Origin of the sequence: Streptomyces sp. NPDC003300, assembly GCF_040610915.1 — a bacterium.
Taxonomy (GTDB): Bacteria; Actinomycetota; Actinomycetes; order Streptomycetales; family Streptomycetaceae; genus Actinacidiphila.
On the sequence record NZ_JBEXNE010000015.1, the window covers coordinates 98,381 to 113,229 of the forward strand.

The window sequence follows — 14,849 nt, forward strand, 5'->3', positions numbered from 1 at the left end:
GCCATGACAGCCGACCAGCCCGCCCCGACACCGTCGCCACCGCCCGCCGCGGCCACCTTCCCCGCCGCCGCGGCGGCACTGGAAACCATCGACGCGGCCGTCCGCGACGCCCGCGGCCCGGCACCCGACCAGCCGTCGGCCCCTGCGGCCGACCCCCGGCACGTACTCGCCTCGCTCCTGCTCCTGCGCGAGATCCGCGAACAACTCGCCGGCTGGGAAACCGGCCTGATCGAGACCGCGCGGGCGGCCGGTGCCAGCTGGGCCGACCTCGCCGCGCCCCTCGGCGTCTCCAGCCGCCAGGCCGCCGAGCGCCGCTACCTGCGCCTGCGCCCCGGCCCGGCCGGCTCCACCGGCGAGGAAAGGGTCAACGCCACCCGCATCCGCCGCGCCGCCGACAGAACCGTCGACGCCTGGGCCCGCACCAACGCCGCCGACCTGCGCAGACTCGCCGGCCAGATCACCCAGCTCACCGACCTGCCGACCGCCGCCGACACCGCCCTCGGCCACCTCGACACCGCCCTGGCCGCCGACGACGCCGCCGCGCTCATCACCCCGCTCACCGCCACTCACGCCCACCTCCAAGCGGGCCACCCCGACCTCGCCGACCGCGTCCACACCGTCACCGAACACACCCACCAGCTCCGCAACCCCCCGGGGCGACCGCCGCACACCCCGTAGTCACACCTCCGGCCAGGTGGTCTCGCCCGCCGCGTTCCGGCCCGGCCGGCCGCCGGACGTGCTCCGACCGGGCAGCGCGCGGACCCGGCGGCGTTCGAGGTTTTGAATTCGCTGGCTGGGCAGCCGCATAACGGGGGCCGGTCTCTTCTGAGGTGCCCAGTCATGCCGTAGGCCGAGGAATCCGTCGGGCTCCAGCCGTCCGTTCCCCGGCACGGCACTCGCTGATCCGCTGGGCGCTCCGTACGCCCGGCGCACGGCGCTCTGCCTGCCCCTCGTACATGTACGAACCCCGCGTCCCCGGGCGTCGGGCCGGTACGCGCACCGCGTACACCGCGCGTCGTTCGGCGCAGCGCCCCTATGGAGGTCCCGCAATGTCTGTTCCCGTCGCATCCGATCCGCTCGCCGAACTCTCCGCGGCCGGAGTCTCGGTCTGGCTGGACGACCTGTCCCGCGAGCTGCTCGCCGGTGGTGAGCTGAAGCGGCTGATCGCGGACCGGCACGTGGTGGGGGTCACGACGAACCCCACGATCTTCGCCTCCGCGCTGTCCAAGGGGGACCGCTACAGCGAGCAACTGCGGCGCCTGGGCGCCGAGGGCGCGAGCGTGGACGAGGCCGTCTTCGCCCTGACCACCGATGACGTCCGGACCGGCTGCGACCTCTTCGCCCCGGTGCACGAGCGCACCGGTGGTACCGACGGGCGGGTCTCGATCGAGGTGGACCCCCGGCTGGCGCGGGACACCGACGCCACGATCGAGCAGGCACGCAAGCTGTGGGAGGCCGTGGACCGGCCGAATCTCCTGGTGAAGATCCCGGCCACCCGCGAGGGTCTCGCCGCGATCACCGCCGCCGTCGCCCGGGGCATCAGCGTCAACGTCACGCTGATCTTCTCCCTCGACCGCTACCGCGCGGTGATGGACGCCTACCAGAGCGGCCTCGAACAGGCCCGTGAGGCGGGTCTCGATCTGGCGGCCATCGACTCGGTCGCCTCGTTCTTCGTCTCGCGCGTGGACACCGAGGTGGACGCCCGGCTCGACGCGCTCGGCACCCCCGAGGCCCGCGACCTCAGGGGCGCCGCCGCCGTCGCCAACGCCCGGCTGGCGTACCGGGCCTACGAGGAGATGACCGCCGCGCCGCGCTGGCAGGCGCTCGCCGCCGCCGGAGCCCGCCCGCAGCGCCCCCTGTGGGCGTCCACCGGGGTCAAGAACCCGGACTACCCCGACACGATGTACGTCGGCGAACTCGTCATCGCGGGCACCGTCAACACCATGCCCGGCACGACCCTTGAAGCGTTCGCCGACCACGGCGCCCTTCCGGCCCACCCGCCGACCGGCGAGGAGTACACCGCGGCGACCGCCCACTTCGAGGCGCTGGCGCGGGTCGGCGTCGACTTCGCGGATGTCACCGACACCCTGGAGCGCGAAGGGCTGACCAAGTTCGAGGACAGCTGGACCGAACTGGGCGCCTCCGTGGACAACGAGATGCGCGGCGCCACCGCCACCGCCGCCGCCGCGTCCGCCTCCGGCGGAGCCGGTCTGCTGGCGATCTATCTCAACGACCACCTGTCCGGCGCGACCGGCGGGCTGGAGCTCTTCCGCCGGGCGGCGCAGGCCCAGAAGGACCGCGACGGCGGCCCGGAACTGGCGGAGCTGGCCCGCCAGATCGAACAGGACCGTGACTCGCTGATCCAGATCATGACCGATCTGGACGTGTCCCCCGACCGCTCGAAGGTCGCCATCGGATGGGTGGCGGAGAAGGTCGGCCGCCTCAAGCCCAACGGACACCTCTTCACGCGATCCCCGCTCAGCGACCTGCTGGAGCTGGAATCCATGTGCCTGGGTGTTGCGGGCAAGGCGGCCTGCTGGCGCACCCTGCGCACTCTGGCCGAGACCGAGACCCGGCTGTACCCCGAGCACCTGGACACCTTGCTGGAGCGCGCCGAGCACCAGAGCGCCGTACTGGAGGAGTTGCGTCTGGCCGCGGCCGCCCGCGCCCTCCCGTAGTCCCCGGCCGTCATCGCCGAGAACGCCGAACCCCGCACCTGCCGTGAGGCGGATGCGGGGTTCGGCGTTCTACGTCCCGACGTCCGCGACGGCGGGCGCGGGTACGGGCCGGGAAGGCCGCCCGTCACCGCGTCTGACGGTGAGGGGCGCCTTGCTCGGGGTCGTCATCGATGGTCTGCCACGTCCGGCCGCGCTGTGCGTCGGCCGAGGCGGCGGGATCCGGCTGCCCGTTCGGCGCGGCGGGATCGGGACGTACGGCCGGGGCGGCGGTCCGGCGGGAGCGCATACGGCGGCTGCCGTACCAGAAGCCGCCCAGGAGGACCGCGGCCACCACGATCGCGGCCAGGAGGATGAGCAGGCTGCCGGAAACCCCGGAGCTTGCCAGGTAGTGGGTGGATGTCATGAGGGTTGTCTCCTGCTCTGGGGCTGTCCGGCGGTGACGAGCGGTCAGCCCTTGGCCTTGCCGGCCGCGCCCTTCTCGGTGGCGGCGCCGTCGGTGACGAGGGTGCCGCCGGTGGTCTCCAGGTGCGCCCGGACGAACCACTGGAACTGCTCCAGGTCGCGGAGCTGTCCGATCAGCAGGTCCTCGGTGGCCGGGTCGATCTCGCCGGCCACCTCGATCGCCTTGCGGACGTCCTCGACGACACCGTTGTAGACCAGGTTGAGGGCGCCGAGGTGGGCGATGGCGTCCTGGCGGCCGATGCTGTAGTCGTTCCAGGTCCGCTCACTGACCAGGGCGCCCGGGGTGCCCAGGGCGACACCACCGAGCGCCGCGATGCGCTCGGCGACGTCATCGGCCATCGCGCGGACCTGCTCCACCTGCGGGTCGAGCATCTCGTGGACGGCGATGAAGTGCGGCCCGACGACGTTCCAGTGCACGTGCTTCAGCGTCAGATGGAGGTCGTTGAGGGCGTGCAGCCGCATCTGGAGAATCCCGATGAGCTCGCCGCCCTGCTTGGTGGTCAGGCCGGGGACGGTGTACTTCGGAAGCTTGCGCGTGGGCATGGCTGTCTCGCTTTCGTCGGTAGAGAAGGTCGTGAATTTCGGCTCGGGCACGTGTCAGGCACAAGCCGGGCATGGTGAGCGCTCCCCGCGCGGTCGGCGGGGCGGGTCGCGCCAGGGCTTGACGGGCTCAGGGCGCCGGGACGAGGGCGGCCTCGACCTCGCGGAGGAAGTCGTCCAAGTCGTCGGGCGTGCGTGAGGTGATCAGCGTCCAGCCGTCGGCGGTGTCGCTCACCACGGGCTTGTCCACCCACGCGCCGCCGGCGTTGCGGATGTCGGTGCGCAGGGACGCGTAGGAGGTGAGCGTCTTTCCGCGGACGAGATCGGCCTCGACCGCGAGCCACGGGCCGTGGCAGATCGCCGCGACGGGGCGCTTGGCCGACGCGAAGGCCCGTACGGCCCGCACGGCCGTTTCGTCCTGCCGGAGGCTGTCGGCGTTCAGCGTGCCGCCGGGTACGAGCAGCAGGTCGTACGCCGTGACGTCCGCCTTTTCCAGGGTCAGCGTCGGCTGCACGGTTTTGCCGGGGTCCTTGTCGCCGACGAGCGTCCGGATCGGCTCGTCGGACACGGCCGCGACGTCGACTCTTGCGCCCGCCGCCCGCAGGTGTTCCACGGGGACGACGAGTTCGTCCTGCTCGACGCCGTAGTTCGTCACGATCGCCAGAACGCTCCGGTCCTTCAGATTGCTGACCGCCATGGCGGTTCCTTCCTTACGCGCTTCTTGTGCTGGTGGCCCCCCGGGCTCGATGTGCGGCTACCCCTTCACCAGCTTTAATGCCTCGAAATGCTCACCGATTTGCCCGAATGGCGCGATATTGCGGCGATCCGGGTGGTCGGACGTCGTCCGGGACTCCCCTCGCGGGCACGCGGCCGAGGGCCGAGGGAGGCTCACGGCGCGAGGCCGGCGTCGCGGGCCAGGAGTGCGGCCTGCACCCGGTTGGTCACGCGCAAGGTGGTCAGGATGCGGCTGACGTGGGACTTGACGGTGCTCTCCCGCATGCCGAGCGCGTTCGCGATGTCGGCGTTGGTGTCCCCCTCGGCGAGCAGGGCCAGCACGTCCTTCTCCCGCGGGGTCAGAGGGTCGATCCGCGTCCGGGCTTGGGTGGCCCGAGGCCGGTTGGTGCGGTGGTAGCAGTCGATGAGACGGCGGGCGGCGGCGGGATGGAGCAAGGCGGAGCCGGCGGCGACGAGGTGGACGGCGCGCAGGATCTCGGCGGGGTCGGTGTCCTTGAGCAGGAAGCCGTCGGCACCCGCGGCCAGCGCGTTGTAGACGTACTCGTCGAGGTCGAAGGTGGTCAGCGAGATGACCTTGGGCGGGTGGGGCAAGGCGCGCAACCGCTTGGTGGCGACGATGCCGTCCATGCGGGGCATCCGGATGTCGACCAGGGCGATGTCGATGCGGTGGGCGGTGGCCTGCTCGATGGCGTGGAGCCCGTCAGCGGCCTGGGCGACGACCTCGATGGCCTCGTCGCCGTCGAGGAGGTCGGTCAGTCCGAGGCGGACGAGTGCGTCGTCGTCGACGACCATGACGCGGATCATGCGCGGGGACCGTTCGGCGCGGCGGCGCGGTGCGGTATCCGGGCGGCCAGCCGCCAGGACCCGCTGCCGCCGGGCCCGGCATTCAGGTGTCCGCCGAGTGCTTCGACCCTCTCGCGCAGCCCGACAAGGCCGAACCCCGAGGGCGCCGTCGCCTCGCCGCGCCCGCCGGGAGTGTTGGTGACCTCGACGACGGTGGCGGGCGGCCCGTAGTCGATACGGACGCGGACGGGGGCGTCGGCAGCGTGTTTGCGGGCGTTGGTCAGGGCTTCCTGGACCAGGCGGAAGACCGCCAGCCTGTGGGCCGACGGGGCCTGTTCCGGCCTGCCCTCGATGACGGTGTCGATGTGCTGCCCGGCCGTCCGCGCCTGCCCGATCATCTCCTCGACATCACGCAGGACCGGCGCCGGCCGTTCGGCACCGTGGGGGACGTCGGTGGTGCGCAAGGCGCCCAGCACGTCACGCAGGTCGGTCAGGGCATGGGTGGAGGCGGTGCGCAACAGGGTGAGGCGGTGGACGAGTGCCGCGGGCAGGACGTCCTTCCTGGCAGCGAGCACGCCGGTGTGCAGGGCGATCAGGCTGAGCTGGTGGGCGAGTACGTCGTGCATCTCGGCGGCGATGGCGGAACGCTCGGCCATGCGTACGGCCTGCTCGCGCAGTTCCCGCTCGGTCCGCAGATGCTCCACCTGTGTGTTCAGCGCCTTCACCAGGCGTCGCCGACTGCCCATCCACAGCCCTCCCACCACCGCCAGCACCGTGGAGCCGTACTGCTGCGGGCGCCACAGGGAGACCGCCGGGTGGAGCACGGCGCTCACCGAGAGCGCCACAGCCGAACAGGTCACAGCCGCCACGACGTGCCGGTGCGCGGCGAGGTCGAACAGGGCGAGCAGGAGCAGCGGCAGCAGCGGCCACCCCCATACTCCCGCCGCCGCCGTGGTCACCACCGGAGCGAGCCACCAGGGCGCCCGGCGCAGCAGCGCCAGCCCGCACACCACGGCCGCCGCACCGCCGGCAGGCGCGTACCGGCCTTCAGCGCTCAACGCCTCGTTCCGGAAAGCCGCCAGAGCCAGCACCGCCACCAAGCCGTAGCGGCCGTAGACCGCCCATCCCTGCCCCTGTTCCCCGTTCACCCGCAGAGCGTGGCACGCGCCCGGATGCCTGTCGTCCGACGTTCGGCTACGCCGACCTCCACCTTTGGTAGGGGAGGACGGCCGCACAAGGGAGGATATGCGCGGCTGAAGGCGTCTCTAGCGTCTCGGACATGGACGACTGGACCACCTCACACCACCGTGCCCCCGCGCGGCGCAAAGCGGAGAGCTGGATGTTCCTGCTCGAAGCGGCCCGCGATCTGCGCACCACCGGCGCCATCGCTCCCAGCAGCAAGGCTCTGGCCCGTCTGCTCACTGATCCCGCGGGCGAATACGGAGCGCGGCCCCTGAACGTCCTGGAGGCGGGCGCGGGCACCGGCTCCGTCACCCGCACGCTCCTCCCCCGCCTCTCCCCGGGCAGCAGCCTGGACATCGTCGAGGCCAACTCCCGCTTCGCCTCCCAACTGCGACGCCTCGTCAGCTCCCATCCGCTTCCGGCGGACGGGAGCGAACGGATTCGCGTCCATCACGCCTTCGTCGAACAGCTCGACACCGACCGGCGCTACGACGTGATCGTCTCAGGGCTGCCGTTCACCAACTTCACCCCGGCGCACGTCACGACGATCATGGACCGGTACATCGAACTGCTCCGGCCCGGCGGCACGCTCACGTACTTCGCCTACCGCGGCACCCGCTACGCCCGCGCCCTGACCGCCACCCGCCGCGAAGCCCGCCGCCACCGCGCCGTCGAAGAGGTCCTCGCGGGATACCAGGACCAGTACGCCACCGGCTGCCGGACCGTGTGGGGCAACCTGCCCCCGGCGAGGGTCTGGCGGCTGCGCCGACCGGCCGACGTGTCCGCCCCGGCGGCGGCATCGCCCGTCGCCGCCGTGACGTCTCGGCCAACTCCCTGACCGGAGAGCCCAGTTGGCGCGTCGCCGGATCGTCGCGTCATACCCCGCGACCGCCAACGCCCGTTCTGCCCGCGGAAGCGACCGGAGCAGGCCCCGCAAAGGGCCCTCGAACGTACGGGGGTCTCCCGCCGGTTGATCGAGGCCCCCGAGGATGAGCGGGAGGCCCGCCTCGAACGCCTCCTCGTGAGTGACGACGGGGACAACGTCCGGCGCCCCCGTGTCCGCCTGCTCCTCCAGCACGACCTGCCGACCGCGCTGGCGAACTACGATCGCGTCCTGCGGCCCTTCGTGGACTCGAGGGCTCCACGGCCCGCTCCGCCCCGCCCTCGCCCTCCACCGTGACCGTAGGAATCGCCAACTCGCCTCGCTCCCGCGCTAGTTCGGAAATCCAGAACTCTGGCCGAGCCCCGTCTTCGCAGGGGCGCGAGGAACTGCGCGGACCCAATCGTGGGTAGGGAACGAAAGTTCGACAGCCCCTCTCGTCCCCACCGTCACGGAGGAAACATGCGCAGGAGAACGCTGATACGCGCCCTCGCCGTAGGCACGCTCGCCCCGGCAGGTCTGGGTCTGGGCGCACGAAGCGCGTCCGCCGCGGCCGATTCGTACGGAATCGACGTCGCGACCACCCAAGGCGGCATCGACCTCGCGCTCGCCCGCAACCAGGGCCAACAGTTCGCCATCGCCAAGACCGGCGGCAGCCAGCTCAGCGAGGGACCGTACGTCAGCCCGTACTACACGGCCCAAGTGGACAGCGCGCGAGCGGCCGGACTGCGGGTCGGCCACTACTGGCTGTCCGGCGACTTCCAGGCGCCGACGGACGCGGCGAACTACTTCGTCGACCACCTGCACGACTACCGGCAGGGCGACGTACTGGCCCTGGACGACGAAGTGCTGGACGACTCCACCGGGTTGTGGAACGACGGCCAGGTCGCCGCCTGGTTCCGGCAGGTACAGGCCAGGGTCGGTACGTGCGTGCCCTGGTTCTACATCGGCGCCGCGAATCTGCGCGGCGGCAGTTGGGGCCAGACGATCGCCACCGGGGCCAAGCTGTGGGTGGCCGCGTACGGCTCCAACAACGGTACGCGGCAAGGCGAACCGGAGCTGGGCGGCGCGTACCCGGACTGGGCGGTCCACCAGTACACCTCCGTGGGCTCCATCGGCGGCATCCGGAACGTGGACCACAATCTCGCTCGCGGCTCGGCGTTCGATCTGGTCGCTCCGGGCAGCGGGGGCGGAGGAGGGGGCGGCGGAGGCGGAGGTCTGCCGAAGACCACGACGGAGCAGGACGGCGTACCGGGACCGGTGTTCTGGAGCCGGGCGCAGAAGTGGCTGTCCCTCACCTCGGGTTACACCGGCCCGGTCGACGGCGTGCCCGGCGTCAACACCTACGCGGCCCTCCAGCGGTACCTGAAGGCGCACTTCGGCTACGCCGGTCCCGTCGACGGCGTGCCCGGCGTCAACACGTACGCCGCCTGGCAGCGGCTCGCCGCGCAGTGGGGCTACACCGGCCCGATCGACGGCGTGATGGGCCCCAACTCCTGGCGCGGCGTCGCCCGTTTCCTCAACCAGAACGCCTGGGACTGACCCCTCGCGCGGGAGCTCCCCCGGGACCCCTCAAAACCGACGTACCGGCCAGCGCCACTGGGGCGGCCGGTACGTCAGCCGGGGAACGGTGATGTCCGACCACGCGTCAGCGAAGAACGCCAGAGCCGGTCGCGGAACCCGCCCTCCGAGTCCCGCCCGTGCACGGTCTGCGCATGACCCGGATCAGTGACGCATCAGGCGGGGACGAAGAGAGCCTCGTGGGCCCCGTCGAGGATGAACCCGTTGTCGAAGCGGACCCGCACGCTCACGCGAGGCGGCTGTTCCTGGAAGGCGGTCCACGCGGGTTCCAGAGAGCCGACCTTCTCTTCGAGCTGCCTCCTGCTCTCCGTGGGCATCTCGCCTCCGAAGGCGTCGAGCAGCGACTTGAGCCGCTCGTACTCGCGCACCTCGTCGCTCTCGTCCCGGTGGGCGACCACCTGCTCGACGGCCCCGCCTGTGCCCGCGGCCAAAGACAGGAACCCGATCACGACCCCCGACACCTCCGCCGAATCGGTCAGTCTGGTGTCCGCTGCCAGCACCACCCGCTGGCCCGCCTTCAGAGTCATCCGCTCCCCATCTCCGCTACGCCGGCTACGTCGCTTCCATCCGCCCGCCGCAAGAACGTCTCACCTCGGCGATCGCTCACGACACGGGCCCCTTCGTGGAACCTACGGGCACCGTAATACGGCATCCGCACAACGCCGTCCCCGGCGAGGCAACGCCGCTGCCAGTGGGCCGAGTCCTCCAGGCGCTGATGTCGCTGGAGTGGCGAAATCCGGCTCACCGCGGAGACGAAGGAGGCTCCGCGAGCGGGCTGCTGCGTCGCGGCGGGCTCATGGGCGTGGCGGGGTGGGGGGTGAGGCTGCCGTGGGTGTGGCGGCCTTCCAGGACGGTCAGGGTGACTCTGTGTGCGAAGTCCCGGCCGTGGAAAGGGGAGTTGGCCGACCGGCTCAGCCAGGTGGCGGGCTCGGCCCGCCATGCCTGCGGCCGGACGACACAGAAGGTCGCCGGTTCGCCGACCGCGACCGGGCGGCCTGCGAGGTCGGCGATCCGGCCGATCGCGGCCGGGGCCGTGGACATCACGCGCGCCACCGCGGTCCAGTCCACCGCCCCGGTGGCCGGGTCCGCGAACACCTCGGCCACCACCGGCAGCGCCGTCTCCAACGAGGTCAGGCCGAAGGCGGCGCTCAGCCAGGAGCAGGTCTTCGTTCGAGCCGGGTGCGGAGCGTGGTCGGTGGCGACGACGTCGATCGTGCCGTCGCGCAGCGCCGCGCGCACCGCGGCCACGTCGGTGGCCGACCGCAGCGGCGGGTTGACCTTCAACGCCGGTCCCCGCTCGGCGGCTTGGGTGTCGGTGAGCATCAGGTGATGGGGCGTCACCTCGGCGGTCACGGACAGGCCCTCGCGTTTGGCGGCCCGTACCAGCGCGACGGAACCCGCCGTGGAGACATGACAGATGTGCAGCCGTCCACCGGTGGCGGCGGCGAGCGCCAGGTCCCGGCCGATCACCGCCTCCTCCCCCGCGCCCGGCCAGCCGGGCACGCCGAGACCGGCGGCGACCGGCGCGTTGACGACTCCGTCGCGGACGATGGCGGCGCTCTGCGCGTGCTGGGCGAACGCGGTGCCGTACCGGGCCATCGCCGTCAGCAGTTCCAGGACCAGATTGTCGTCGTTCACGCACTTGCCGTCGTCGGAGAAGACCGTCACCCCGGCCGCCGCCAACGCCGCCACGTCCACGATCGCCTCTCCGGCCAGACCGGCCGTCGCCGCCGCCACCGGGTGGACGCGTACGCCGAGCCCCCCGGCCCGCCGCCGTACCTCCCGTACCCGCGCGACGGTGTCCGTCACCGGTGAGGTGTTCGCCATCGCGAAGACGTCGGTGAACCCTCCGGCCGCCGCCGCGGCGGCCCCGGACGCCAGCGTCTCCGCCTCCTCTCCGCCCGGCTCCCGCAGGTGCGTGTGCAGATCGACCAGCCCGGGCAGCAGCGTCCCGCCTGTCGGCTCCCCGGCCACCGCGTCCACGGACCGGATCACCCCGTCCTCGACAGTCAGGTCGAAGACCCCCGTCCGCCCGGCGACGCCGACCCGCTCCACCCGCCATGTCCCGTGCTCCGGCGTCGTGTTCACGAGGTGCCGTCGAGCCGGTGGAGGGCGGCGAGGAGGGCACGGACGCCCGAGGCGATCTGGGACGTAGGGGTGAACTCGGCGGGGACGTGGCTGAGTCCGTCGTCGCTGGGGACGAAGAGCAGGCCGGTCGGGATGACATGGGCGATCTGCTGCGCGTCGTGGCTGGCGCCGCTGGGCAGGACGCGGTACGGGAGGCCCAGGGAGGCGCAGGCATGGCGGATGTGGTCGGCGACCCAGCCCGGCAGGATGACCGGTGAGGTATCGGCGATGACCTCCGTGGTGAGCGCGACCCCGTGGTCTCGGGCCAGCGCGGCGAACTCGGCGGCCAGGGTACGGGCGGTGTCGCGCTGGCGGACGGAGTCCACGTCGCGTACGTCGACGAAGAACTCGACCGACCCCGGGACCGTGGTGATCGAGCCGGGCTCGACGCGGAGCCGGCCGACGGTGACCCGTACGCCGTGGTGCCGGGGGTCGCGGGCGAGCCGGTCGCCCAGCACCACGCACTCGGCGGCGGCCACCAGGGCGTCGCGCCGCAGGTGCATGGGGGTGCCGCCGGAGTGGGTGGCGCGTCCCTCGGCCCGCACCCGCAGCCGGGTGCTGCCGGAGATCACGTCGACCACGCCGAGGTCGACCCCCTGCGACCGCAGCACCTCGCCCTGCTCGATGTGGAGTTCGACGAAGGCGAACCACTCCTCGGGCCGCCAGCGCGACGCGTCCACCAGGTCCGGCCGCAGCCCGACTGCGGCCATCGCGTCGGCCATCGTCACGCCGTCGCGGTCGGTGAGCCCCGCGAGATCCGCCGCGCCGGTCAGCCCGGCCGCCATCCGGCTGCCGTTGCACGCCTGCCCGAACCGCGCGCCCTCCTCGGCCGCGAACGCCACGAACCGCCACGGTCGACGGTGCGCGGCCTCCTGCCGGACCACGATCTCGGCGACTTCCATGGCCGCGACGACGCCAACGATGCCGTCGAAGCCGCCGCCCTGCGGCACGGTGTCCAGATGTGAGCCGGTGCCCAGCGCGCGTGCGTCGCCGGAGCCCGTGTTCGGCCCGGTGGGCGGCAGTTCCGCCACGGTGTTGCCCGCGTGGTCGGTGGTGACCGTCAGCCCGAGGGCCGTCATGTGGGCGGCGAACACCGCGTGCGCCTGGCGTTCCAGCGGGCTGTACGCCAGGCGCGTGCAGCCGGGCCCCGGTTCGGTGAGCGCGGCGAAGCCCGCCAGATGAGCGTCGATCCGCCCGAGGTCGACCCCGTCGAGCAGGTCGGCGGTCGCCGGCTGGGCCGTCCCGGTGCTCACGCTTCGTCCCTGTCGTGGCCGGTGCGGCCGTTGTCACGGTCGGCTCCGCCGTTCCCGGGGCTGACCACGTCCACGCCGTCGGGGGCCGCCCCGAGGAGCGGGGCGAGCGAGCAGACGGCGACGACCCGGCCGCCGTGACCGGTCACCGCCCTTACCAGCGGCGCGAGTTCGGCTCCGGGGCCGCCGCTGTCGACGCCGCCCCGGGCGACCACGACCGTGCGTTCGCCGGGCAGCACGTCCTCCACGATCAGCCGTCCGAGGTCCTCGACCACGACCCGGCGCGGCAGCCCGAGGGTGTGGGCGACCACATGGGCGAGCAGTACGTCGGCGGTCGCGTTCCAGCTCACGACGGCCTCGGGGCGGTAGCGGGCGGCCAGTTCGGCCAGCGCCGCGCCCGCCCGTTCCACGGTGGCGGGGTCGTCGGCGAGCAGAGCGGCACCGGCGCCCGTCGTCGAATCCGCGGGCTCCGCGGGGGACTTGGCGGCCGGGGCCGGCGGGGCGGGGGGATGCGGAAGGGGGCTGGTGGGCATGGCGCTCTCCTGTCGGGTCGTACGGTTCTCCTGCCGGGCGGTGGGTCTCGGTGCGGGGCCGGCGGGGCCGGCGGGTCCGGCGGGTCCGGCGAGGGCTGCGGGGCCTGCGGGGCCTGCGGGGCCTGCGGGGATGACCACTTCGAGCGGGCCGAGAGGCCCGACGGGTGCGTAACCGGTCGCCGTCCGCCGTACGAGGGCGGTGTGGAGGCCGAGGCCGGCGGGCGGTTCCCCGGACGGCGCGACCACCACGGCCGCGCTGTGCGGCAGGGCCCCGGCCTCGCGCAGCAGCGGCAGCGCTCCGGCGGCCGAGGCGGCGTCGACGGCGATCACGACGACCGTCTCGCCCGGGTGGATCACGCCGAACGGCGGGGCGCCCGCGACGAGGGCCGCGAACGGCAGTCCCGTCTCCAGCGACACAGCCGCGCCCAGAGCCTGGGCGCCGGGCCCCGCCGCCACCAACCGGTCGGCGGTGGCGGGGACTTCGGCGGCCAGGGCGGCGGCGAGCCGGCGCAGCAGCGCGGGCCGGTCCAGCCAGCCCGAGCCACTCCCCCGGTCGCCGACAGTGTCACCGGCGGCGGCGTCACCTGCGGCGTACCCGGCCGCGGCCAGGTCCCCGGCCAGCTCGTCCGCCAGCACTCCCGGGGCCCGGTCGAGACCGGGAAGCACCCGGGCTCCGACCCGCGACCGGCTTTCCGCCACGCCGCGCGATGCGACCGCCTCCGCCCCGGCCGCCGCGACCGCCGGCGCCGTGGAGACCGCCCCGACCCCCGCCCCGGCTCCCGCTTCCGCCGTCATGGCCGGTCCCCTCCCGCGAAGGAGGGCCGCGGGACGAAGACGTCCGGCGACGTGCTGTCGGCCTGCATCAGTGCGACGAGCTGCTCCTGGGTCGGGTTCGGCGCGAAGGGCCGCTCGTACCCCTGCTCGCGCGACAGCGCCTGCGCCGCGTCCAGCACGATCCGTGCCTTGACCGCACGGTCGGCCGGATCGGCGACCCGCGACCAGGCCGCGCAGACGGTGACGGCCGAGCTGACCCGTCCGGACGGACCGCTGCGGACCGGCGCGGAGACCGCCCAGACGCCCTCGTCGAGTTCGTTGTCGCACACGTCGAAGCCCCGCTGGCGGACCACGGCGAGGTGGTCGATGAGCCGGTTGATCTCCCGGACGGTGCCGGAGGTGAAGGACGCGCGGGGGTAGGACGACAGCAGCGTCTCGACGAAGGCCGGGTCCTGGTAGGCGAGGATCGCGCGGGCCGAGGCGGCGGCGTGCAGCGGCACCTCCTGGCCGAGCCTGACGAACAGCCGCAGCGGGCGCTTGGTGCCCGCGATGGACACCGCGACCACCCGGCCGTCGATCAACTGGGTGAGCACCACGCTCTCCCCGCACCGCCGTTCGGCCTCCACCAGCGCAGAGGGCGGCTGGATCACGAACGGCTCGTAGTCCTCGACATGGCCGAGTTCGAGCGCGTTGGGGCCGAGCACGTACCGCTTGGTGGTGGGCGACCGGCTGACGAAGCCGGTGTGCTCCAGGGTGCTCATCACCCGGTGCATGCTGCCGACGGGGATCTCCAGTTGCTGGTGGAGCTGCTGGAGGGTGAGGCCCTGGCGGTACGCGGACAGGTGGGTGAGCACCGACAGGGCCCGCACCACCACGTGCATCGGCTTGTCTGCGCCCGACCGCTCCGGACCCGGCTTGTCCGAACCCGCCGTCTCCGCACCGGACTTGTCAGACCGTGGTCGCTGGGCGCCGGTCTTCTTCATGAGGTGTCCCCATCCCGTTGATCCCGTTGATCCCGCAGATCGCCTGGATCGCATCGTCGCGCAGGTCGCGTCCGTCCCGCTGGTCGCCACTGGATCCCTTGGATTTCCCCGCCGTTACCGCTGAGGTGTCGGCGAGAGTCATTCCGTAACACGGAATCAACATATCGGCTCCGCACCACTGGAGTATCGGAGCCTCACCGGCCCCCTGTCAATGACACTTCCTCAGACTGCGCAGCGGGAATGCCGATTCGCAAGGTCATCGGGCACGAAACCCTTGACAGCCGGACCGGGGCCTTCCAATACTGTCGAATCCGCAGTGCGGAATATTCGTTTCCGTCTCA

General features: G+C 72.7%; 14 protein-coding genes. 4 read left to right on the top strand and 10 right to left on the bottom strand.

Going from position 1 to position 14,849, the window contains the following annotated elements:
• The first annotated feature begins 3 nt into the window (after positions 1-3).
• Positions 4-678, top strand: a complete 675-nt coding sequence (locus ABZX65_RS22255; RefSeq protein WP_355342614.1) for an HSP18 transcriptional regulator — start codon at positions 4-6, stop codon at positions 676-678.
• A gap of 371 nt (positions 679-1,049) precedes the next feature.
• Positions 1,050-2,678 (top strand): transaldolase, encoded by a 1,629-nt coding sequence (gene tal, locus ABZX65_RS22260; protein ID WP_355342617.1) that lies wholly within the window; start codon positions 1,050-1,052, stop codon positions 2,676-2,678.
• Positions 2,679-2,802: 124 nt separating this feature from the next.
• Here tal and ABZX65_RS22265 read toward each other — a convergent pair whose 3' ends face one another.
• From ABZX65_RS22265 to ABZX65_RS22285, 5 genes are all read right to left on the bottom strand, one after another.
• Complete coding sequence (locus tag ABZX65_RS22265) at positions 2,803-3,081, bottom strand: DUF6479 family protein (protein ID WP_355342620.1); 279 nt, start codon at positions 3,079-3,081, stop codon at positions 2,803-2,805.
• Positions 3,082-3,125: 44 nt separating this feature from the next.
• Complete coding sequence (dps, locus tag ABZX65_RS22270; protein WP_355342623.1) at positions 3,126-3,683, bottom strand: DNA starvation/stationary phase protection protein Dps; 558 nt, start codon at positions 3,681-3,683, stop codon at positions 3,126-3,128.
• A 127-nt stretch (positions 3,684-3,810) separates the two neighbouring features.
• Positions 3,811-4,377 (bottom strand): type 1 glutamine amidotransferase domain-containing protein, encoded by a 567-nt coding sequence (locus tag ABZX65_RS22275; RefSeq protein ID WP_355342626.1) that lies wholly within the window; start codon positions 4,375-4,377, stop codon positions 3,811-3,813.
• 191 nt (positions 4,378-4,568) lie between these two features.
• The gene (locus ABZX65_RS22280; RefSeq protein WP_355342629.1) at positions 4,569-5,219 is read right to left on the bottom strand and encodes a response regulator transcription factor; all 651 of its coding nucleotides are present in this window, start codon (positions 5,217-5,219) and stop codon (positions 4,569-4,571) included.
• The gene (locus ABZX65_RS22285) at positions 5,216-6,346 is read right to left on the bottom strand and encodes a histidine kinase (protein ID WP_355342632.1); all 1,131 of its coding nucleotides are present in this window, start codon (positions 6,344-6,346) and stop codon (positions 5,216-5,218) included. Before ABZX65_RS22285 ends, ABZX65_RS22280 begins: the two co-directional genes overlap by 4 nt.
• A gap of 131 nt (positions 6,347-6,477) precedes the next feature.
• On the opposite strand from ABZX65_RS22285, the gene ABZX65_RS22290 reads away from it, so the two are divergent.
• Both ABZX65_RS22290 and ABZX65_RS22295 read left to right on the top strand, forming a co-directional pair.
• Positions 6,478-7,218: a methyltransferase domain-containing protein gene (locus ABZX65_RS22290; RefSeq protein ID WP_355342635.1), complete on the top strand. Its 741-nt coding sequence runs from the start codon at positions 6,478-6,480 to the stop codon at positions 7,216-7,218.
• 504 nt (positions 7,219-7,722) lie between these two features.
• Positions 7,723-8,802 (top strand): glycoside hydrolase family 25 protein, encoded by a 1,080-nt coding sequence (locus ABZX65_RS22295; protein WP_355342638.1) that lies wholly within the window; start codon positions 7,723-7,725, stop codon positions 8,800-8,802.
• A 194-nt stretch (positions 8,803-8,996) separates the two neighbouring features.
• Here the strand turns inward: ABZX65_RS22295 and ABZX65_RS22300 are convergent, their stop codons facing one another.
• The 5 genes from ABZX65_RS22300 to ABZX65_RS22320 all read right to left on the bottom strand — a co-directional run bounded on the left by ABZX65_RS22300 (position 8,997) and on the right by ABZX65_RS22320 (position 14,508).
• Complete coding sequence (locus tag ABZX65_RS22300) at positions 8,997-9,368, bottom strand: hypothetical protein (protein WP_355342641.1); 372 nt, start codon at positions 9,366-9,368, stop codon at positions 8,997-8,999.
• Between the two features lie 214 nt (positions 9,369-9,582).
• Entirely contained in the window at positions 9,583-10,929 is a 1,347-nt protein-coding gene (locus ABZX65_RS22305; protein WP_355342644.1) for a dihydroorotase, read from the bottom strand.
• Positions 10,926-12,221 carry a Zn-dependent hydrolase gene (locus tag ABZX65_RS22310; protein ID WP_355342647.1) on the bottom strand — a complete coding sequence of 432 codons (1,296 nt, stop codon included), beginning with the start codon at positions 12,219-12,221 and terminating at the stop codon, positions 10,926-10,928. Before ABZX65_RS22310 ends, ABZX65_RS22305 begins: the two co-directional genes overlap by 4 nt.
• Complete coding sequence (locus tag ABZX65_RS22315) at positions 12,218-13,546, bottom strand: hypothetical protein (RefSeq protein ID WP_355342650.1); 1,329 nt, start codon at positions 13,544-13,546, stop codon at positions 12,218-12,220. Before ABZX65_RS22315 ends, ABZX65_RS22310 begins: the two co-directional genes overlap by 4 nt.
• The gene (locus ABZX65_RS22320) at positions 13,543-14,508 is read right to left on the bottom strand and encodes an IclR family transcriptional regulator (RefSeq protein ID WP_355342653.1); all 966 of its coding nucleotides are present in this window, start codon (positions 14,506-14,508) and stop codon (positions 13,543-13,545) included. The genes ABZX65_RS22315 and ABZX65_RS22320 overlap by 4 nt, the downstream gene beginning before the upstream one ends.
• Between the last annotated feature and the right edge of the window lie 341 nt (positions 14,509-14,849).